General features: G+C 51.0%; 17 protein-coding genes. 9 read left to right on the forward strand and 8 right to left on the reverse strand.

Features of this window, described 5'->3' with window-relative positions; all coding sequences use genetic code 11:
- The first annotated feature begins 292 nt into the window (after window positions 1-292).
- Complete coding sequence (locus DCW36_RS15725; RefSeq protein WP_164891157.1) at window positions 293-3,985, forward strand: T9SS type A sorting domain-containing protein; 3,693 nt, start codon at window positions 293-295, stop codon at window positions 3,983-3,985.
- Between the two features lie 354 nt (window positions 3,986-4,339).
- Entirely contained in the window at window positions 4,340-5,038 is a 699-nt protein-coding gene (locus tag DCW36_RS15730) for a protein-L-isoaspartate(D-aspartate) O-methyltransferase (protein WP_114781231.1), read from the forward strand.
- A 321-nt stretch (window positions 5,039-5,359) separates the two neighbouring features.
- On the opposite strand, the gene DCW36_RS15735 is transcribed toward DCW36_RS15730, so the two are convergent.
- A complete protein-coding gene (locus DCW36_RS15735) occupies window positions 5,360-7,051 on the reverse strand; it encodes a DUF5723 family protein (RefSeq protein ID WP_128396983.1) in 1,692 nt (563 codons plus the stop codon).
- A gap of 291 nt (window positions 7,052-7,342) precedes the next feature.
- Here DCW36_RS15735 and ftsH point away from each other — a divergent pair, with 291 nt between their 5' ends.
- Both ftsH and DCW36_RS15745 read left to right on the forward strand, forming a co-directional pair.
- Window positions 7,343-9,304, forward strand: a complete 1,962-nt coding sequence (gene ftsH / locus DCW36_RS15740; protein WP_240676201.1) for an ATP-dependent zinc metalloprotease FtsH — start codon at window positions 7,343-7,345, stop codon at window positions 9,302-9,304.
- Window positions 9,305-9,502: 198 nt separating this feature from the next.
- Window positions 9,503-9,913, forward strand: a complete 411-nt coding sequence (locus DCW36_RS15745) for a hypothetical protein (RefSeq protein ID WP_128396984.1) — start codon at window positions 9,503-9,505, stop codon at window positions 9,911-9,913.
- Between the two features lie 101 nt (window positions 9,914-10,014).
- On the opposite strand, the gene DCW36_RS15750 is transcribed toward DCW36_RS15745, so the two are convergent.
- From DCW36_RS15750 to DCW36_RS15765, 4 genes are all read right to left on the reverse strand, one after another.
- Window positions 10,015-10,839 carry a ZIP family metal transporter gene (locus DCW36_RS15750; RefSeq protein WP_114781234.1) on the reverse strand — a complete coding sequence of 275 codons (825 nt, stop codon included), beginning with the start codon at window positions 10,837-10,839 and terminating at the stop codon, window positions 10,015-10,017.
- Window positions 10,840-11,006: 167 nt separating this feature from the next.
- Window positions 11,007-11,579: a DinB family protein gene (locus DCW36_RS15755; protein WP_114781235.1), complete on the reverse strand. Its 573-nt coding sequence runs from the start codon at window positions 11,577-11,579 to the stop codon at window positions 11,007-11,009.
- 1 nt (window position 11,580) lies between these two features.
- Window positions 11,581-12,000, reverse strand: coding sequence for a DUF4345 domain-containing protein (locus DCW36_RS15760; protein WP_114781236.1), 420 nt, complete (start codon window positions 11,998-12,000; stop codon window positions 11,581-11,583).
- Between the two features lie 73 nt (window positions 12,001-12,073).
- Window positions 12,074-12,658, reverse strand: coding sequence for a Crp/Fnr family transcriptional regulator (locus tag DCW36_RS15765; RefSeq protein ID WP_114781237.1), 585 nt, complete (start codon window positions 12,656-12,658; stop codon window positions 12,074-12,076).
- A 263-nt stretch (window positions 12,659-12,921) separates the two neighbouring features.
- Between DCW36_RS15765 and DCW36_RS15770 the strand changes: the two genes are divergently transcribed.
- The 3 genes from DCW36_RS15770 (at window position 12,922) to DCW36_RS15780 (ending at window position 13,999) form a co-directional block, all read left to right on the forward strand.
- The gene (locus DCW36_RS15770; protein ID WP_114781238.1) at window positions 12,922-13,113 is read left to right on the forward strand and encodes a cold-shock protein; all 192 of its coding nucleotides are present in this window, start codon (window positions 12,922-12,924) and stop codon (window positions 13,111-13,113) included.
- 129 nt (window positions 13,114-13,242) lie between these two features.
- Entirely contained in the window at window positions 13,243-13,470 is a 228-nt protein-coding gene (locus DCW36_RS15775) for a hypothetical protein (RefSeq protein ID WP_114781239.1), read from the forward strand.
- A 67-nt stretch (window positions 13,471-13,537) separates the two neighbouring features.
- Entirely contained in the window at window positions 13,538-13,999 is a 462-nt protein-coding gene (locus DCW36_RS15780) for a cold-shock protein (RefSeq protein WP_114781240.1), read from the forward strand.
- Window positions 14,000-14,133: 134 nt separating this feature from the next.
- Here the strand turns inward: DCW36_RS15780 and DCW36_RS15785 are convergent, their stop codons facing one another.
- The gene (locus DCW36_RS15785; RefSeq protein ID WP_114781241.1) at window positions 14,134-15,060 is read right to left on the reverse strand and encodes a mechanosensitive ion channel family protein; all 927 of its coding nucleotides are present in this window, start codon (window positions 15,058-15,060) and stop codon (window positions 14,134-14,136) included.
- A 103-nt stretch (window positions 15,061-15,163) separates the two neighbouring features.
- Window positions 15,164-15,475 (reverse strand): ferritin family protein, encoded by a 312-nt coding sequence (locus DCW36_RS15790; RefSeq protein ID WP_114781242.1) that lies wholly within the window; start codon window positions 15,473-15,475, stop codon window positions 15,164-15,166.
- A 252-nt stretch (window positions 15,476-15,727) separates the two neighbouring features.
- Between DCW36_RS15790 and DCW36_RS15795 the strand changes: the two genes are divergently transcribed.
- A complete protein-coding gene (locus DCW36_RS15795) occupies window positions 15,728-16,369 on the forward strand; it encodes a haloacid dehalogenase-like hydrolase (RefSeq protein WP_114781243.1) in 642 nt (213 codons plus the stop codon).
- Window positions 16,370-16,444: 75 nt separating this feature from the next.
- On the opposite strand, the gene DCW36_RS15800 is transcribed toward DCW36_RS15795, so the two are convergent.
- Complete coding sequence (locus DCW36_RS15800) at window positions 16,445-17,056, reverse strand: hypothetical protein (RefSeq protein WP_205702948.1); 612 nt, start codon at window positions 17,054-17,056, stop codon at window positions 16,445-16,447.
- Between the two features lie 180 nt (window positions 17,057-17,236).
- Between DCW36_RS15800 and DCW36_RS15805 the strand changes: the two genes are divergently transcribed.
- Window positions 17,237-18,529 (forward strand): MgtC/SapB family protein, encoded by a 1,293-nt coding sequence (locus tag DCW36_RS15805; protein WP_114781244.1) that lies wholly within the window; start codon window positions 17,237-17,239, stop codon window positions 18,527-18,529.
- The last annotated feature ends 572 nt before the right edge of the window (window positions 18,530-19,101 follow it).

Genomic DNA, 19,101 nt, shown 5'->3' on the forward strand with positions numbered 1-19,101 from the left:
TTTAGTAGCTGTGCTTACATGCCATGCACATGCCTCTAGGGCTTTACCATTCTTTCCTTCAGCTATAATCTTCTGGGTTGTTATTTATTTTTTGCGATGGAAAATCAAACTGTCATGTTTTTGGCTCCTGACTGCTCCTCTCCTGGCTGGCTCTGTTCCGTAGCTCCAGCTTCCTGCTTTACTCAAATTCCGGACAACTCCTTCTTTAACTGGTAAGCGTACTATGCCACACATCTTAAAACAGGCAGGGATAATTTCTCTGTTAAGGAGCAGCTTGTTTGCGGCTCGCACAATGGCTGGATTCAAGCATCGCAGCCGCGAAATTTTATGTTTACAAAACCTTACTACGGCCCTCCTCCTACTCACGGGTGCCCTGCTGCTAACAGCAGGCAGCCATGCTCTGGCACAACCTGGTTCCAACGACACAAGCTTTAATACCGCAGAAACAGCCTTTAATCCTCAAGCAGGTTTTGATAATGTTGTAGAGGAGGTTGTACTGCAGCCGGACGGCAAAGTGGTTGTAGGGGGAAACTTTACAACCTTTAACAGTGTATCCCGAAGAGGCATTGCCCGTCTCAACGCTGACGGCTCCCTCGATACTTCGTTCAATCCGGGAACGGGTCTGAACGGGAATGTACGTGCCATCGTTGTACAGCCTGACGGCAAGATAATAATAGCGGGAGACTTTAACTTCTACAATGGCGCAACCAGCAACATGATTGCCCGCCTCCACCCCGACGGCACCCTCGATACTTCTTTCAACCCGGGAGGAACAGGTTTTGGTACTGATATTTATGCCCTCGCTCTGCAGTCTGACAATAAGATTGTTGTGGGAGGAGCCTTTATTGCTTACAAAGGTGTTCCCCGAAACCGGATTGTCCGCCTCAACGCCGACGGCTCCCTCGACACTACCTTCGACCCGGGAACTGGTTTTAGCGGTGACGACTCCCCCTATGTCTTTTCCATTGTTTTGCAGCCAGACAACAGGATGGTTGTAGGGGGGCGCTTTACCTCCTTCAACGGCACCTCCCGCAGCCGGATTGCCCGCCTCAACGCCGATGGTTCTCTCGATACCTCCTTTAACCCCGGAACTGGTTTTGATAGCAATGTTAATTCCATCGCCCTGCAGCCGGACGACAAGATAGTGGTGGGTGGGGTCTTTACCTCTTTCAACGGCACATCCCGCAACCGGATTACCCGCCTGAATGCCGACGGCTCCCTCGATACATCGTTCAATCCGGGCACGGGCCTTGATAACCAGGTTACGTCTGTTGAGTTACAACCCGACGGTAAAGTGGTGCTGGTCGGAAACTTTACTTCCTTTAATGGCACGTCCCGCACCCGGATTGCCCGCCTCAATACCGATGGCTCGCTCGATACCTCCTTCGATCCGGGCACTGGTTTTACAGGTGGCAGCTTTTCATTTGTTTTTACGGTCGCCCTGCAGCCGAACGGCAAAATGGTGGTAGGAGGAGCCTTTACTGCCTTTAATGGCACAACCAGCAACCGGATTGCCCGCCTCAACGACAACGGCACCCGCGATGTGGGTGGAACCGGTTTCGATGATGGGGAGGTTTATCCGATCGTTATCCAGCAAGACGGAAAGATGGTGATGGGAGGAAACTTTACCTCCTTCAACGGGACAACCCGCCACAACATCACCCGCCTCCACCCCGACGGCTCCCTCGATACCTCCTTCGGCCAGGGAGCTGGTTTTAGAGGTGGTTCATTTACCTATGTTTATTCCCTTGCCTTGCAGCCAGACGGCAAGATAGTGGCAGGCGGAAGGTTTACCTCCTACAACGGCACGTCGAGCAACCGGATTATCCGCCTGAATGCCGACGGCACCCCCGATGCTTCTTTCAACACGGGAACTGGTTTTGATAGTATTGTATGGAATGTTACACTGCAGCCTGACGGAAAAATACTGGTCGGCGGAATCTTTACTTCTTACAATGGAACGGCCTGCAACCGGATTGCCCGCCTGAATAACGACGGCTCCCTCGACACTTCCTTCGATCCTGGAACTGGTTTTGATGGTGGCGAAGTGCTGGCTTTCGCACTGCAGCCAGACAACAAGATCCTGGTGGGCGGGGGCTTTACCTCCTTCAACGGCATGGCCCGCAACCGGATTGCCCGCCTCAACGCCAACGGCTCCCTCGACACGTCCTTTGACCCTGGAACTGGCTTCAGCGGAGATCCATCACAAACATTACCTTATGTTTTCTCCATCGTGCGACAACCTGACGGCAAGGTAGTTGCGGGCGGGGGCTTTACCTCCTTTAACGGCACGGCCCGAAACCGGCTTGCCCGCCTCAATACGAACGGCTCCCTCGACGCCACCTTTAACCCGGGTACCGGTTTTAATCATTACGTTATTAGTGTTGCGCTGCAAGCCAACGGCAAACTTGTGGCAGGCGGATTTTTTACTTCCTTCAACGGCACAAATCACAACCATATTGCCCGCCTCAATGCCGACGGCTCCCTCGATGGCGGCTTCAGTACCGGAACAGGTTTTAGCGGCGGAACTTCACCCTATGTGCTGTCCGTTGTGCTGCAGCCTGACGGAAAGTTAGTTGTAGGCGGTAATTTTCTTTCCTTTAATACCATTCCAAAAGGCAGGATAGGCAGGATAGCCAGGCTGCATGGCGATTTCATTTGCGCTCCGGCGCCAACCACTGAGCCACATCAATCCTTTTGCAGCGCCGACAATAAAACGGTGGCCGACCTGGCAGCTACCGGCACAAACCTGAAGTGGTATGATGCTCCTACAGGCGGCACCCTTTTACCCGGTACAACTGTACTGGCAACAGGTACCTATTACGTAAGCCAGAGCCCGGATGAAGATTGTGAAAGTGCGCGTACAGCGGTAGAAGTAACCATCATCCCCTCTCCTCCCGTGAGCGTAAGCATTACAGCTTCGCCTTCTACCACCATCAAAGCCGGTACCAGTGTTACCTTTACCGCCACTCCCGTAAATGGGGGAACGAACCCGGTGTATAGCTGGTGGATAAACGAAGAACAGGTAGCAGGTGTAACCGGCCCTACCTACACCACCACTACCCTGGCTAACGGCAACCAGGTAACCTGCGTGTTAACCTCCGACGCACCCTGTGCCACCGGTAATCCGGCTCTTTCCAATCTGCTGACTATGACCGTGACGCCGGCAGATGTAAACGAACTGCCAAAAATCACTAAATTCTCACCGGTCTCAGGTCCCGTTGGAACGAGTGTCACGATAAGCGGTAAATTCTTTACCGGCACAACCGGCGTGTTTTTTAATGGCGTGAGTGCACAGTTTACGCTGGTGGATGCCACAACTATAACCACCATCGTTCCGGCAGAGGCTGGTTCCGGTAAGATCACGGTAACCAATCCAACAGGCAATGCCATCAGTGACAAGGATTTTACGGTACTGCCCGATTTTCCTGCTCCTACTGTCAAAAGCTTTTCGCCCGCTTCCGGTCCTGTGGGCACTGTGGTAACCATAACAGGCACCAACTTTATTGAGGATGGAACGGTTACTTTTAACGGTACGGTAGCTACGTTGTTTACAGTGCAGAGTGCTACAACCATCCAGGCAACGGTTCCTGCAAACGCCACTACAGGCCCTATCGCTGTTACCACAGAGTACGGAACCGGCACCAGCAAAAAGAGCTTTAAAGTAACCGGTACAACTGCAACCGCCGTATCTTTAACTGCCATAGTTCAGGCGATTGAAGACGAACAAGTCTTAACAGCCTATCCGAATCCTTTTGCAGGAAACGCTGCCCTGCACATTACCCTGCAGCAGGGCGGAGACTATTCGGTTACGCTTCACGATGCAACAGGCAGACTGGTCTCCCTGCTCAAACAGGGTACCGCGGAAGCCGGAAAACGCAACACGGTAACGGTGGACGGCGCTAACCTGCCGGCAGGCCTGTACCTGGTGCGGCTCGTGTCTGGCGAAGGCCAGCACATCGTAAAACTGGTGCTGGAAAAGTAACAGCAGGCACTGCTTATCCATCCAGTCACAGGTTAACAGGATAAACGAAACAGCCTATACGGGAAGCCTCCAATGTTGGTGCGTTGGGGGCTTCTTTATGTGCTTATGTTCCAAACCCTGAAGCCCCGGCAAGGGTATTCGGTCCCTCCCCCATCAGCAGCGGCTGTGGTGGCTGGTGCAGTAAACTTTTGAGCGCGTTTTTCTCGCTAATCTGATGCAGCGGTAGCACCAACCTGGCTCTGAACCGTGAAAAACTTATTCCGGCAGCAGAAGTATAAAATAGGAACACCCGGTACGCGAACAGCGGATACTGCTGCCCTTACTTCATTTCCCTCACCTATAATTTAACAGGCTATGTTACTACCGGCTCCTATCCTGCTATTGCTCCTGCTGCTAACGTTTCCGGTACAGGAGGATATTTACAAAGAGAAAAGAGAAAAAATGGTGGAGCGCCATATCAAAGGCAGGGGCATCAGCGATAAGGCAGTGCTAAAGGCCATGCGCACCGTGAAGCGGCACCTGTTCGTGCCCCAGGCGCTGGCAGCCGAGGCGTATAATGATCATCCCCTTCCCATTGGCCATGACCAAACCATCTCCCAGCCTTATATCGTGGCTTATATGACGGAAGTCCTCGAACCAAAGCCGCAGATGAAAGTGCTGGAAATAGGCACCGGCTCCGGGTACCAGGCGGCCGTACTGGCAGAAATCGTGAAAGAAGTGTACACCATCGAAATTGTGCCTGAACATGGCAGGGCTGCGGCGGAACGGTTAAAAAAGCTGGGCTACGACAACGTACACGTGAAGGTAGGCGACGGTTACAAAGGCTGGAAAGAACATGCTCCCTACGATGCCATTATCGTTACCGCCGGCGCTGAAGCTGTTCCGCCTCCCCTGCTGGAGCAACTGAAAGAAGGCGGCAGCATGGTCATTCCCGTTGGCCCGCAAAACCAGACGCAGTCGCTGCAGCTGATCGAAAAGAAGAAAGGCAAAGCGGTTACCAAAGACCTGCTACCGGTAGTGTTTGTGCCGTTCACGCGGGAGAAGGAAGAGTAAGCCGCATTCGAGCATCAAAAAAGCCTGTTGCACCTGCCACCACAGCCGCTGCTGCCAGTACATTGTCGTACGAGATATTATCTTTCTTTTTCCCAATAACTACCCAACCCGAATAGAAGTTAGCTGATTCCAATATCATACACCCCTCCTGTCATCCCTTTAGGGATCTGGTGGGCTAGCTGCAGGAACCTTTCCAAAGCAGAGAAATGGTTATTCGGTTACTGGTTCCTGCACAGCATCGGACTGAACCTGAAAAAACAAAGGCTGCCCGGATCTCTCCTGTGGCAGCCTCTGCTACTATTTTTCTAAATCTAGTGAAATTTACTGTCCACCAACAGGCGCAGGGCAACCTTTCAGCTCTACCGTGCCGGGAACATCCGGGCAGGCATCGTCTTTGTCGGCAACGCCGTCATTATCTTTGTCGGGACAACCCATGAGCTCTAACGTACCCGGCACTTTTTTGCACTGGTCTTTTCTATTCGACACGCCGTCTTTGTCCTTGTCTTTTTTGTTGCGCTTTAAGATCGGCAGCAGCGATACGCCCATGTACACATTGGCGCCATGCGGATTTCCATAATTGAATACGCTGCCGATGTTGTCGGAGCCGATAAACACGTTACCGAAGCGGACCATGGTGCCAACCGTCAGTACAGAATACTCGTTCTGCGCAGCTACCGGAAGCGCAATTTCAAACTTCTTGAATTCCAGGCGCGGCGTTACGGCCACCAGCGAATTCTGACGCATGCCGATGGCGCCTTCGCCACGTAAATTTTTGATCAGGGTCGCGTTCAGGTACAAGGGACCAGCCACGTTATAATCTACATTCAGGTTCAACGCGGTTGGCAAACCCGAACGGAAAGAGCTTATCCTGTCGGCATCCGATACACCCAACGCTTCGTTCATGATATCAGCAATTTCCTCTACGCTTTCGGCATCTTCAAAATCAGAGGTTCTCAGTTCTTTGTTTTCCTTATTCAGGTAATAGCCTTTTACATAATCCGGATTGTCGTATAAAATGCTGCCCACATCCATCAGGCCGATGCCTACCCGGAATTTGTATTTGTTTTTTTCCTGGTTCACAACCTCTTCCCCATCCAGCACCGACTGGTACTTTTCTATGTTCGGACGGAATTCGTAGGTAAGCCCGAAATCAGCTCCCCATCCTTTTCCTGGACTTCCGATACCGGTTAGCATTTTTAACAGTTCCGCCGGGTCTTTTTCCTCGAAAGAATCCATGCCGCCGAAAGCGTCGTCGGTTAAGTAGCCGTATTTGGTTTGAATTTTATCCAGCTGCAACACATAATCGTAGTCGTCGCCGCCGGGTTGCTTGTGTACCTCGAACCGGGTGTCTTCGTTTATGAAATAGGCCGAATACAGGCCGGCCAGTTTTTTAACCGTAATGCCCGCTTTCAGGAAATGCCTGTCCTGGTCTACCAGCACCCGGGCATACGAAAAGGCTAATTCCGAGAAAAGGTTCGCATTTAAATTCATGGTGGTATTATCCGACACCTCATTCACCAAGTCTTCGGCTTCGCCTCCCTCTGTTTTGTAAAGCCACCCGACACGCGCAATGTCTTCCGACAGGTTATGAATCTGCACGCCACCCCGCATCCGCGACGAAAAGGCGATGCTGTGTTTCGGGCTAAGGCGCAGCATGAAAGCCGGGCCCCGCAGGTCGGCGCCTGCCACCAACATCTTTGCTTTACCGTTCAGGTTCTCCTTGATGTATTCATCCTTAAACTCCATTTCATCTTTAAACAATTTAAAAATAGAAACAGGAGCCTCGTACCGTAAATAATCGTTGGTAATGCCGGCATCTGCAGAAAACAGGTTGAGATAGAACGAATGGCGGGCATCGGCAATGGCCGAAGGGTTGGTATACAGGCTGTTTGTACCGCCGTAATTGGTGTTAGCCAGCCCCAGCTGTTGTGCGTCAGCGGTTTCGGGCGAAAACACCCTGGCTAGTAAAACAGCTGCAAACGAAACTGTTAAAGGGTAGAATTTTAGCTTCATAAGCAAACGAGTGAATAAAAAATAGTTAATAAATCATGAGAGATAACCGTTTATGAAGCTTGTTTTCAGGTTGTGGAGAGGAAAGATTTTCCCAAGGTAGCTAAGTATTATGAATAATAATTGCCCGAAATTACCATTATAAGCACAGAAAAAAAATACCCAAAAGCAGGTATTTTACTAAAAAATTCAGCAGATATGCTTTGTTATGAAGTAAATCCATCAGGAAACAGGCAAACGTAAACCCAAAAATTTCTAAAAACAGTAAAAAGATTAACACTAATCTTTTTTTACTTGGCAGAAGTACCCTCTCATAAAGACATTCCGAAGAAGGAACCGCAGGTAAAGCTGCCTTCCATCATGACCTACCTGATGATGATGGCGCTCTTCCTGCTGTTCATCACGCTTTTTAATACCGACAGCGCCCCGCGTAAAGCAATCTCGTGGCTGGAGGTGGAACAGCAGATGCTTCCTGAAAAGGCTATCGAAAAAATTGAGGTCATCAACAACGAGGAAGCAAACATCTATATTAAGGAAGCCCTTGCCGACACGCCACCCTTTAAGGATGTGCTAAAGCCCGGCGATAAGGAGGAGCCACTGCCGGGGCCGCATTATACCTTAACCATTGGCTCAGTAGAAACCTTTGAGCGGAAACTGGAGGCAGCCCAGGAGAACGTGCCGCTGGAGGAGCAGGTGGAGGTAATTTACATCAGGGAGGAAAACTGGTTCGGCAACATTTTTATCTGGCTGCTCCCCTTGTTTCTGTTTATCCTGTTCTGGCGCTTCCTTTTCCGGAGCTACAGTGGCGGCGGCGCAGGCGGAACCTCGGTGTTTAATTTCGGGAAGTCGAAAGCGCTGCTCTTTGACCGGGAACACAAAAGCAAAGTGACCTTTAACGATGTGGCGGGGCTGGACGAGGCGGCCATGGAAGTAAAAGAAGTAGTGGACTTCCTAAAAAATCCCGACGACTTCACGAAACTGGGCGCCAAAATTCCGAAAGGGGTCATCCTGGTGGGGCCGCCCGGAACAGGGAAAACCTTGCTGGCCAGGGCCATGGCAGGCGAAGCGCAGGTGCCTTTTTTCTCTATGTCGGGCTCTGGCTTCGTGGAAATGTTTGTGGGAGTGGGCGCCTCGCGGGTGCGCGACCTGTTTAAGCAGGCAAAGGAAAAAGCGCCCTGTATCATCTTCATCGATGAGATTGATAGCATTGGCCAGTCGCGGGGGAAGAACGCCATGTTTACCGGCTCCAACGATGAACGCGAAAGTACCCTGAACCAGCTGCTGACGGAGATGGACGGCTTTGAAACCAACAGCGGCATTATAGTGCTGGCCGCTACCAACCGGGCCGATCTGCTGGACCCTGCCCTGCTGCGCCCCGGCCGTTTTGACCGGCACATTTACCTGGAGCTGCCCAACATCAAGGAGAGGGAAGAAATCTTTAAAGTACACCTGCGCCCCCTTAAAACCGACGACTCCATCGAGATCTCTGTTTTAGCTGCCCAGACCCCCGGCTTTTCCGGCGCCGACATCGCCAACGTCTGCAACGAAGCCGCCCTGATTGCCGCCCGCAGGAAAAAAGACAGCATCGACAAACAGGATTTCCTGGATTCGCTCGACCGGATTGTGGCCGGTCTGGAGAAGAAAAGCAAGATCATTTCGCCGGAAGAGAAAAAGATCATCGCCTACCACGAAGCAGGGCATGCGCTGGTCAGCTGGCTGCTGCAGCACGTGGACCCGCTGATAAAGGTATCCATCATTCCGAGGGGCAAGTCGCTGGGCGCTGCCTGGTACCTGCCGGAAGAGCACCAGCTGAAATCGGCCACTGCCTTTACGGAACATTTGAGCGCCATGCTGGCAGGCAGAGCTGCCGAAGAAATCACGTTCGGCGAAGTAACCTCCGGTGCGCTCGACGACCTGGAAAAAGCCACGAAAGAAGCCTACATGATGGTGGCCTACTACGGCTTCGACAAGCAGATCGGTAATATCAGCTTTTATGATTCCACGGGCAAGCAGGACACCCGCCTCTCGAAACCCTACAGCGAAGAAACCGGGAAGGTAATTGACGCAGAGGTAATAAAACTGATTAGCAGCGCCTACCAGAAAGCCAAAGACCTGTTGCAGCAAAACCAGGAGCTGCTGGTAAAGCTGGCCGAACTGCTCCTGCACAAGGAAGTCATTTTCAAAGAAGACCTCGAACAAATCCTCGGTAAACGGGCCGCCCCGGAAAAAGAAACGCCCCAGAAAGCGCCCCTGTAGCTGCAGCAAAAAGATACTTTTTTGCTGCTCGACGATGCACTGTCCACCGGCAGCTATCCCTGTGCAGCAGTGGCTGTGGTGGCAGGTGCAGCAAAGCTTTTTACCTAATAATTGCCTGGAACAGGAACAGGTAAAGGCAAACCGGTCTTAAACTCTAACACATACCTTTCGTTAGCAATAACATAAAACCTAAAGCGTATGTCTGTAGCAGGATTGATAGCAGTTATACTGATCGCATTCGTCATCGGCGCCCTCTTTTACTTTGTTTTCAGGAACAGGGGACCCTGGGGAAGCTTCTGGACATTTTTTTTGGTGCTGTTCCTGGGCGTTTACTTAGCGCACATCTGGGTTCGGCCCATCGGGCCGGTTTACTGGGGCGTCGCGTTTTTGCCCCTGCTGTTTGTCGGGCTGCTTATTGCGCTGTTACTGGCAGCTGCCGCCCCATCTCGCCGGAAAAATAAGGACACCAGCCGGAATCATCCGCCGGCCGGACCAGCTGCTGTGCGCGATGAAGTACCGTTCCGGGATGACCAGGTCATGTTGGGCATCTTTTTCTGGACAGCCCTTTTCCTGTTAATCGCGCTGCTTGTGGCCGGTATATATTTCTAACTGATGTGGACACAGGCTGATTTCTGGCCCCTCGCAAAGCGGCGTGCATTTCCTTTATAAGGACAGGCAGGAAGTGAACCTGCAGCTTGAATTCAGAAAAATTACCCCAGCGCAACATCCAGCACCATCATCACCACAAAACCGGCAATCAGGCCCAGCACGGCATAATCGGTAAACTTGTCGCGTTGCGTTTCGGGAATCACCTCCTCCACCACCACATACACCATGGCACCGGCTGCAAAAGCCAGCGCATAAGGCAGTACCGGGCGCATGTAATAAACAGCAGTGGCGCCCAGCACGCCGGCGACCGGCTCTACAATGGCAGAAAGCTGTCCGTACCAGAAGCTCTTCCAGCGGCTGGCGCCCATGCTGCGCAGGGGCATGGCCACGGCAAATCCTTCCGGAAAATTCTGCATCCCGATTCCAAAAGCCAGCGTAACGGCCGAAGCCACTGTTACCCCTTCCGTACCGTGCGCTGCCGCTCCGAACAGCACCCCCACTGCCAGTCCCTCCGGGAAGTTATGGATGGTAATGGCAATGAGCAGCAGGCTGGTATGGTGCAGTTTCGTTTTGGGGCCTTCGGCTTCTTCCGGTTCAAAATTGATGTGCAGGTGCGGCGCTGTCTTATCCAGGCCATATACAAACAGGGCGCCCACCGTAAACCCCACCGCGGCAGGCATCCAGCTCATGTCCGGGTACTGCTCAGCCGACAGCTCGATAGCCGGGCTCAGCAACGACCAGAAACTGGCTGCCAGCATCACGCCCCCGGTAAACCCCAGCGACACATCCTGCCAGCTTCGTTTCATCTCCTTAAAAAAGAAAACCATAGCAGCTCCCACAGCCGTTACCAGCCAGGTAAAAACAGTGGCAAGCAGGGCGGAGAGTACAGGTCCCTGGTCGCTGAGGTAAGAGACTATGGTTGACATAGAACAAGGCTTCAGTTGTTGTTGATACCCTGTTTTCATGCCAATAGTTGCTGCTTCCAAAGCGCCGGAAAGCACATTTTACGTTGCTGCTGCAGTCACCACACCTTCTGCTGTTCCTTAAAATACTGCTGTACCTGCCACCACAGCCGCTGCTCCTCCGCGGGCCTTCAGCCGGCTACGCTTTTTGCTGCAGGCAAATTCCGCTTCGCCTGCAGCAGGTGCCGCTCGTTGTGCACCACCATAAACTGCAGGATGTCCCCAAGCTTTAGCCGCACCCATTTCAAAATGGAAACCGGTATCCGGATGGCGTTCAGATCCGACTTGCGGGCCAGCCTGAGGCAGGCAAGCAACTCCTCCTGCTGCCGGATAAACTCCCCCACCACCGCCGGCGCATCCAGCGCATCAGCAGGCAGATGCTGCCTGGCAGCCTTGTACTTTTTCGTTCCTGTTTCAGGTGCCATCATCCGGATAAACCGGTTGCCGAGCCAGGTACTCTTAAATGTTCCTGTAGGCAGCAAGGCTTTGTTCCGGGCTAAGGCAGCTTGAATGCGGGGCAGGTAGTAATCGCCGTAGGAGTTCAGGTGGGCCAGGCACTGGGCAATGCTCCAGCCCCCGTTCTCCGCAGGTTGCAGCAGTCCGGCCTCCGGCAGGTTCTGGAAAACCCGCACGGCCTCTGCGATGTGCTGTTCCACTTTGGTTTCCAGCGCCTCCAGCAGCTCTTCCTGGTTTACCTCTTTCATATCAGTTTGCTTTTTCAGGTGAAGCCGGTTTTCTATAAACAGCAACCAGGATGGCAGCTACTACAAACAGCACCGTCTCGGTGAGCAGCCACTGGTTTCCAAAGTCTCCCAAAGCACCTTCCATAAAAATGGTAATGGTGCGCGACAAGGCATAGAAGCCCCAGAGCAGGCATAAAAAGGCCAGTCCTTTGCGTGTGTCGTACAGCATCAGGTACACCAGGCTGATGACCAGCGTAATTCCCACGCCGCCATACACGCCCCTGATCGAGCTGAAGGCATCGGTATTGTTTAGCTGCACGTGTACCAGGTCCATCACCGACTGCGGATCAGAAAAAGCCATCACACTGACTGCCAGCAAACTGAAGGCCGAAAAAAGGATAAAACTTTTGGATACTACATGAATCATTTTCAGCGTTTTCATAACGTGTTTGTTTAAAGTTTACGTTACAAAGATGCAGCAGCTCAAAAAGATAAATCTTGGTAAATACCAACATTTAAATGCGCACCTTGTTGAGCAGCTTGCTGAAGTTAGTCGCATCGATGCCCAGGTAGCTGGCCAGGTACTTGTGCGGCACCAGCTGCAGGATATGCGGGCTGCGCTGCAGCAGTATCCGGAACCGCTCTTCCGAGGAGTAACACTGCAGCTCCACGAGCCGCTGCAGCACCCCGGACAGGCTATGCGTGATGCCTTCCCGGATCATGTGTTCGATGGCCGGCCTGGTTTGCATCAGCTGCTGTACCTCGGAGTAAGGCGCCCGCAGGAAAGCAGAAGGCGTTAAGGTTTCGTAAAAATAACGCGAAGGCTGTTGCAGCATCAGCGAGTCCAGCACCCCGCCAAACGACGGCGCATAGGTAAAGAGCAGCGTTGCCTCCCGTTGCTGCTCGTCGAAATAATACACCCGCTGCACCCCCTCCGTCACAAAATACAGGTAATGCTCCCGCTCCCCTGCCACCGTCAGGGTTTCTTTCCGTTTAGCCGAAAACGGTTTCCAGGCAGCAGAAAACGCCTGCCAGTCCGCCTCCGGCAAGGGACGAATAGCGGTAACAACCTGTTTTAATGTTTGTAATGCTGCCTCCATACAAGCTGCTGCTGTTTTGACGGATAAAGATGGTTCAAACTTTCGTAGCAGGAAAATGCTGCATATTTTTTTGTGCGTTTCCATACCCGCCGGATTACCCGGTACAGCCGGAAAAGCTGTAGCAATGGCGGAGGGTGCTGCTATTTATTTTCTGTATTTAACAGGCCTAAACTTAGATATGTAAACTAATTGTCGTACATTTAAAAAAATTATGAACGTATATGCCGCTGTAATTGTAGTAGGTATATAATAAACAAAACACAATGAATAAAGGAACAGTAAAATTCTTTAATGAAACCAAAGGTTTCGGATTTATTAAAGAAGCAAATTCAGATCAGGAATACTTCGTGCACGTAACTGGTTTGGTAAGCGAAATCAGAGAAAATGACGAAGTAACTTTTGACCTGCAGGAAGGTAGAAAAGGACTAAACGCGGTTAACGTTAAGCTCGTTTAGTTTTAACATACAAGTCATCCAGAAAAAGCCTTACATCCGGTAAGGCTTTTTTAGTTTTTACCTGCACCAACAACTGCCCCGGCGGCACTTGAAGTGCAGCATGTTCTTTCACTTAAACCTATACACTCTATGAACCGAAAGTACTTAGTAGATACCACAACACGTGAATACCTGTGCGTAGCTCTTAAAAAAGGACAGGATTGGGTACCCAACAACCAGGACTCCCTCAAAAAATTTATGAATTCCCGTTCCGCCACCACTGCTTCCGACACAGCCTTGCTCTCTGGCGAATTTAACGATAATTCCTTCTTCGAAAAGTGGATACGCAACGGAACCAACTTCCTCTTCCGCTATTAACCAGCCACAGCTAAATTTCACTTCAAAACAACTTACAATCAACCAAAAACAACAGGAACAATAATATATGGGTAGATCTCAGGAAACCTTTAGTAAAAAAGAAAAAGAAAAGAAAAGACTTAAAAAAAGACAGGACAAAGAACAAAAGAAGGAAGAGCGCAAAGCTTCCTCGAGCAAAGGGAAAGGCATTGACGAAATGCTGGCCTATGTAGACGAAAACGGCAATATTACGGATACGCCCCCGGACCCCACCCGGAAAAAGAAAGCCGTAAAGCAGGAAGATATCCAGATCAGTGTGACGCGGCAGGAAGACCTGGAGCCGGCGGATCTGATCAGAACCGGTATCGTTACGTTCTTTAATAACTCCAAAGGCTACGGCTTCATCAAAGACCTGGAGACGCAGGAAAGTATTTTTGTGCACCTGAACGGCCTGGTAGACCAGGTACAGGAAAACAACAAAGTTACTTTTGAGATTGAACAGACACCAAAAGGACCAGGCGCCGTAAATGTGCGGCTTGATCGTTCCTAAACTGCCGTCCCGGAACCTGTTGCTGCTCCTATACCGGCAGCAGGCTCCGGCACAGGCACCCCAGAAAAAGGTGCAGTGGCTGTGGTGGCAGGTGCTGCAGAATGTGGCAGTGGCTTTACGGGCATGCTGCGGTGTTACTGCTCCTTTTCCTGTTGCTTCTGCAGCCCCAGTTCTTCCGGCGGCTGGTAAAAACGCGTGGTCGGGTAGGCAAAGCTGATATCCGGCGCCTGTAAAAACTGCGTAATGATATCTTCCCAGATCTGGTTCTCGCTCTCGCGGCGGCCATTGATGTTGCACAGGTACCGAATGGTCAGTTTAACCCCTCTTCTCCGGACTTTGGTAAAGACTTTTGGTTTAAAATCCTTGTAAAAAATGAGGTGCCGCTGCGCCTTGATCTTTACCCGTTGGGCCGTTGCCTCGTTTAAATCCACGGAACGGGCTATAGCAATTTCTTCTAAAATGGACTTCGCTTTTTGCCAGTTGCTTTCAAAGGTCACCAGCACTTTTATTTCATTCCAGAGAAAAGGAAAAATGTAACTGTAGTTGATCTGCGGGTTTGTAAACACCTGCCCGTTGGGTATATGCACCACGCGCCCCGTTGCCTGGTCGGAATCCACCCACTGCCCGAGCTCGTTGAGCGTAAACTGGAAAAACGTAATGTCAATCACATCGCCCACATAATCGTTTATCTCGATGCGGTCGCCTACCCGGAAAGGCCGTTTCCAGATCAGGAAAAGCCAGCCAAACATATTGGTGATGGGGTCGCGCAAAGCCACCACCAGGCCCGCCGATAACAGTCCCAGGAAAGTGGCAATGGACTCGAAACCGTTAAACCAGATATTGGATAAGAAGATGATACCAAACCCGGTAACAACATAATTGATCGTCTTTTTCCACTGGTAAAACTTCCGGGAGTCGGTCTGCCGCCTGGAGGCAATCCGCACCAGCAACTTTCTCAGAATCCAGAGAACGACCAGCAGGACAACTGTAGACAGGATGCTACCCTGTGCTGCAGGAGACAAACCCAACACTTCCTCTATCCAGTGCTCTACCTTTCGCATGAAGATTTTATTTTCTGCTTACGAACATGAAAGAATAGGGATAGGGATAAAATGTAACGCTTTACCCGGAACAGGAAAGTGGGATTCAAAACGGAAGCATTTCTTACCCGTGCTCTTCGGCCTCGTCGCCATGCTCCACAATATTTCCTTCTTTAAACAAAATGCCCTGCAGTATCCGGCGCCAGGTGGGCTTCTGCCGGAGCAGGAATTCCAGGTCCATGCCAAAGTGCTTGAACTCTTCTTTCTGGGCATTGCGCATAATCGCTTTTGCTTCCTCGTTCTTCTCTACCGAAATGCGCTGCTCGTACCAGTTAATGGCTTCTGCTTCTTCTGTGAGCGAAACAATCATACGGGCAAATGTCCTGGTTTCGTCTGATAATTCGTGTGGTGGTTCGTGGTACTGATCGAATGCCATAAGGTGATTTTTTTTAGTGTAGCAAGTTTAGTTTTGTCTGCCGCTGACAAGCGTTCTGCAGCTGTCTGTAAGCAAACCTATATACTGCGGGAGCCTGCTATTTGTTATTGCCTCTTTCATCGCGGTAATTTTAGCCTGGCGCAACGGCGTTTGGCACTCCGGCGTTCTGCTGCGCCTGCCACCACACCCACTGCTCCTTCAACCACTTTACAGGCCTTACGTATCTACGTGCAATCTTTACCTAACACAACAATGGCAACAGAAAAGGCTCAGGATACAGGCGGAAAGAATGAAGAACTACAGCTTGCCGTTTTCGACTTAAACAAAACGTTCTATCACAAAAGCTCGAAGGAAGAATTCTATAAATTTATTCTGACCAAAGAACCCAAACGCCTCTCCTACATTTTTGAGATGGCTTATTTCAAACTCCTCAACAAGCTTAACCAGATCAGGCAAACCGAATTCAAAGAAAACTTTTTCAACTACCTCGACAAGCTCCCGCCCGACAAAGTGGAAGCGTATGCTATAGAATTCTGGAAAAAGGAATTCCCGGAAAACTTTAACCAGGAAATCATGAGCCGCCTCGACAGCATGAAAAAAGACGGGGTTAAAATTGTCTGCGCCACCGGCGGTCTTGAAGTGTACGTGAAGCCCCTGTTCCGCCTCTTCGAGGTCGATGGCATGGTGGGAACACGCGTAAAGTATACAAACAAAACCTACCTGGTAAAAGGCGAAGCCTGCAAGGGCGAGGAAAAGCTACGCCGGCTGAACAGCCTCTTCAACGGGAAAAAATACAGGATCCTGGAAGCCTATTCCGACAAAAAAGAAGAAATGCTTGAAAAAGCCGAAAAAGCATTCCTGGTAAAAAAAGGCAATTTGCAACCAATGGAGTAAAAGCCAGAAGCATCCTGTTAGCGCGGGCGGCTCCTGCCCGCGCCACAAAAAAACAACCTGAACGGAATCAAAAAATCAAGGCTCTACATAGTCGTACCCTTCGTGAATGTACGGATACCGCTTCGGCTTATCGGACTTGCGCAGCACATGCCCTTCGTTGATATAATCGAACACCAGACCCGCTGCTAAGGCATACACCCCATGGTGCAGCGCGTCCACCGCAATCTGCTTCGGCGACCACTCCGTAACGGGTTCCGACGCATTGGCCGCAGGCAACATGACCATGGCCGTTGTCCAGATCGAGCCGAAATGGATGGCAGTGGCCGGCCAGCCCGTTACGCCTACGGCAGAAAGCAGCCCCCGTCCGATCCCCCAGCTGGTGCCGTACTGCCAGTGCATCAGGTTGGCAAAGCGTTCGGTGTGTTCCTCTTTTACCTGCCGGTTTGTTTTTCCGGGCTCCACCGGTTCCCCTCTGAGCTCGGCTGTTTCCGTTTTATTGCTGGGGGCCACGCCTAACACCTGACCGGCCACCTTTGCCGGAGCAGGGCTCGGCTCCCGCTTTGTAAAATACATCTCAATCATTTGCGAGATAGTAATAGCTGCCGTACCGGCCAGTCCGGCCAGCAGACCTCTTCCGACTGCATCGCCCAGCGTAGCCAGGGCATGTTGTGTACTGTTGCTGCTCATGATGTTGTTTCTTTTCTGGATTGATGAAGAATTACACTTACTACGGTATACACGGAAAGTATGGTTCGGATGAAAGCCACAGCACAAAAAAATAAGCTCAAACAAAAGAATCAGGAACAGTTTATAACTTCCTTCCGGTAAACCAACGTATCTGTAGGGCAACCTGAAAAGATAAATTTTATGGAGCCGGAGCTTTTTCAGAAACTTGCTATTTCCCTTGGGTTAGGCCTGCTGGTCGGGCTGCAGCGGGAGTATAAAGAATCGAAGCTGGCCGGCATCCGTACTTTTCCGTTAATCACGCTTTTAGGATCAGTAGCGGCCCTTCTGTCTTCCGAATTTGGAGGATGGATAGTGGCGGCAGGTTTTATCGGAATGGCCGGCATGATCATGATCGCCAACCTGATCCTGCGCAAACCCGAAACCACAGAGATAGGGCTCACAACCGAAGTAGCCATGTTGCTGATGTATGCGCTGGGCGCTTACGTAATGGCTGGCGACGGTACCATTGCCGTAGCACTGGGCGCTACAGTGGCCATGCTGCTCCACCTGAAGGGCACGCTGCACCGCTTCGTGTCCCGCATCGGCGAGAAAGACATCAAAGCCATTATGCAGTTTGCCGTTATCTCGCTGGTTATCCTGCCCGTGCTGCCCGACCAAACCTATGGTCCTTATGATGTGCTCAACCCACGGAACATCTGGCTGATGGTGGTGCTGATCGTGGGAATCGGGTTATTGGGTTACTTCGCCTACAAGTTATTCGGCGAAAAGGCAGGCTCCATTCTGGGAGGCATTTTAGGCGGCATTATTTCCAGCACGGCCACCACCGTTACCTACGCCCGCCGCACCAAAAGCGGCAGCGATGTAACCATGCTGGCGGCCCTGGTTATTTTCATCGCCTCCACGGTAGCGCTGGTGCGTGTTTTAATCGAAATGGCAGTAGTAGCTCCTGCCACCATGCCACAGGTAGCGCCTCCCTTTGCGGTTCTGTTTTTGTTGATGCTGCTGGTTGCGGTAATAGCCTATTTCTTTAAAAGAAACGAAGAGGAAAAAATGCCGGAGCAAAGCAACCCGGCACAGCTCCGGACTGCGCTGGTTTTCGGATCGATCTATGCCGTTGTCATCCTGGCCACCGCAGCCGCCCGCGATTACCTGGGCAGCAAAGGCATGTACCTCGTGGCCTTTATTTCGGGCCTTACGGATGTGGATGCCATCACCCTCTCTACGGCCCGGCTCATGAACACCGGCGGCATTGTGCCGGACAACGGCTGGCGCATTATCCTGGTAGCAACCCTTTCGAACCTCGTTTTTAAAGCGGCCTTAGCAGGATTTCTGGGGAGCCGGAGCCTGTTTGGCCGTGTGGCTGTCATGTTCAGCCTGGTAGTGGCTGGCGGCCTGCTCCTGCTCTGGCTGTGGCCCGAGGACCTGGTGCTGTTCCAGGAAATGCTGGGGGGCGGCAAAGCACAGGAAAAGTAAAACGGGAGTCTAAAAAGGTTGCTGCAGCAGCCACCAATCCCGCTGCACTTTCATTATTCAACTAATTTTTATGCAATTAACAATCATTTCATATTTTAAAGTCACTCCAGGGGCTGCCTTTTATTTGTGAAGATTTGTTCGCTGCTCCACTGGCGACTCCACGTTTTGGCAGATTTATTCTTACCCGCTCAATCCTTTTGTTAAAGATAGCTCCTCTTTTCATCAACTTTTCAGCCATATTTCTAAGAGCTACTATTTTACCCACTACGCCAAGTGCAATAAAATTTCAACATACAACTAATGTTACAACATTAGCCCACTCTTGAAGCTGTTTTGAAAAATGGCCAAAATCTCATTTAAACGCACATTTTATGCATTTGAAGTAGTAAAGACGTAGTATGAAAGTATGATTGCAGTACCCTAACATTCGTTAGCTTACAAAAATCTTCCCTAGCTTGCCGACATCAAATTCAGATAACCCTAAAAAGTCGCTTATGCTAAAACTTTACAACTGTAACATGGGCTGGACCCGCAAACATTATTCACTTTCATTAGTTGAAATATATACCGGC

Source organism: Botryobacter ruber, assembly GCF_003347595.2.
In the GTDB taxonomy this organism is placed as follows: domain Bacteria; phylum Bacteroidota; class Bacteroidia; order Cytophagales; family Hymenobacteraceae; genus Pontibacter; species Pontibacter ruber_A.

Bases quoted from the DNA above. Each gene is read 5' to 3' on its own strand.
- DCW36_RS15765 (WP_114781237.1), bottom strand. From the start codon at position 12,658: ATGGAGGCAGCATTACAAACATTAAAACAGGTTGTTACCGCTATTCGT.
- DCW36_RS15795 (WP_114781243.1), top strand. From the start codon at position 15,728: ATGGCAACAGAAAAGGCTCAGGATACAGGCGGAAAGAATGAAGAACTA.
- DCW36_RS15735 (WP_128396983.1), bottom strand. From the start codon at position 7,051: ATGAAGCTAAAATTCTACCCTTTAACAGTTTCGTTTGCAGCTGTTTTA.
- DCW36_RS15725 (WP_164891157.1), top strand. From the start codon at position 293: ATGGCTGGATTCAAGCATCGCAGCCGCGAAATTTTATGTTTACAAAAC.
- DCW36_RS15730 (WP_114781231.1), top strand. From the start codon at position 4,340: ATGTTACTACCGGCTCCTATCCTGCTATTGCTCCTGCTGCTAACGTTT.
- DCW36_RS15760 (WP_114781236.1), bottom strand. From the start codon at position 12,000: ATGAAAACGCTGAAAATGATTCATGTAGTATCCAAAAGTTTTATCCTT.
- DCW36_RS15790 (WP_114781242.1), bottom strand. From the start codon at position 15,475: ATGGCATTCGATCAGTACCACGAACCACCACACGAATTATCAGACGAA.
- DCW36_RS15780 (WP_114781240.1), top strand. From the start codon at position 13,538: ATGGGTAGATCTCAGGAAACCTTTAGTAAAAAAGAAAAAGAAAAGAAA.
- DCW36_RS15750 (WP_114781234.1), bottom strand. From the start codon at position 10,839: ATGTCAACCATAGTCTCTTACCTCAGCGACCAGGGACCTGTACTCTCC.
- DCW36_RS15770 (WP_114781238.1), top strand. From the start codon at position 12,922: ATGAATAAAGGAACAGTAAAATTCTTTAATGAAACCAAAGGTTTCGGA.
- DCW36_RS15805 (WP_114781244.1), top strand. From the start codon at position 17,237: ATGGAGCCGGAGCTTTTTCAGAAACTTGCTATTTCCCTTGGGTTAGGC.
- DCW36_RS15800 (WP_205702948.1), bottom strand. From the start codon at position 17,056: ATGAGCAGCAACAGTACACAACATGCCCTGGCTACGCTGGGCGATGCA.
- DCW36_RS15785 (WP_114781241.1), bottom strand. From the start codon at position 15,060: ATGCGAAAGGTAGAGCACTGGATAGAGGAAGTGTTGGGTTTGTCTCCT.
- DCW36_RS15775 (WP_114781239.1), top strand. From the start codon at position 13,243: ATGAACCGAAAGTACTTAGTAGATACCACAACACGTGAATACCTGTGC.
- DCW36_RS15755 (WP_114781235.1), bottom strand. From the start codon at position 11,579: ATGAAAGAGGTAAACCAGGAAGAGCTGCTGGAGGCGCTGGAAACCAAA.
- DCW36_RS15745 (WP_128396984.1), top strand. From the start codon at position 9,503: ATGTCTGTAGCAGGATTGATAGCAGTTATACTGATCGCATTCGTCATC.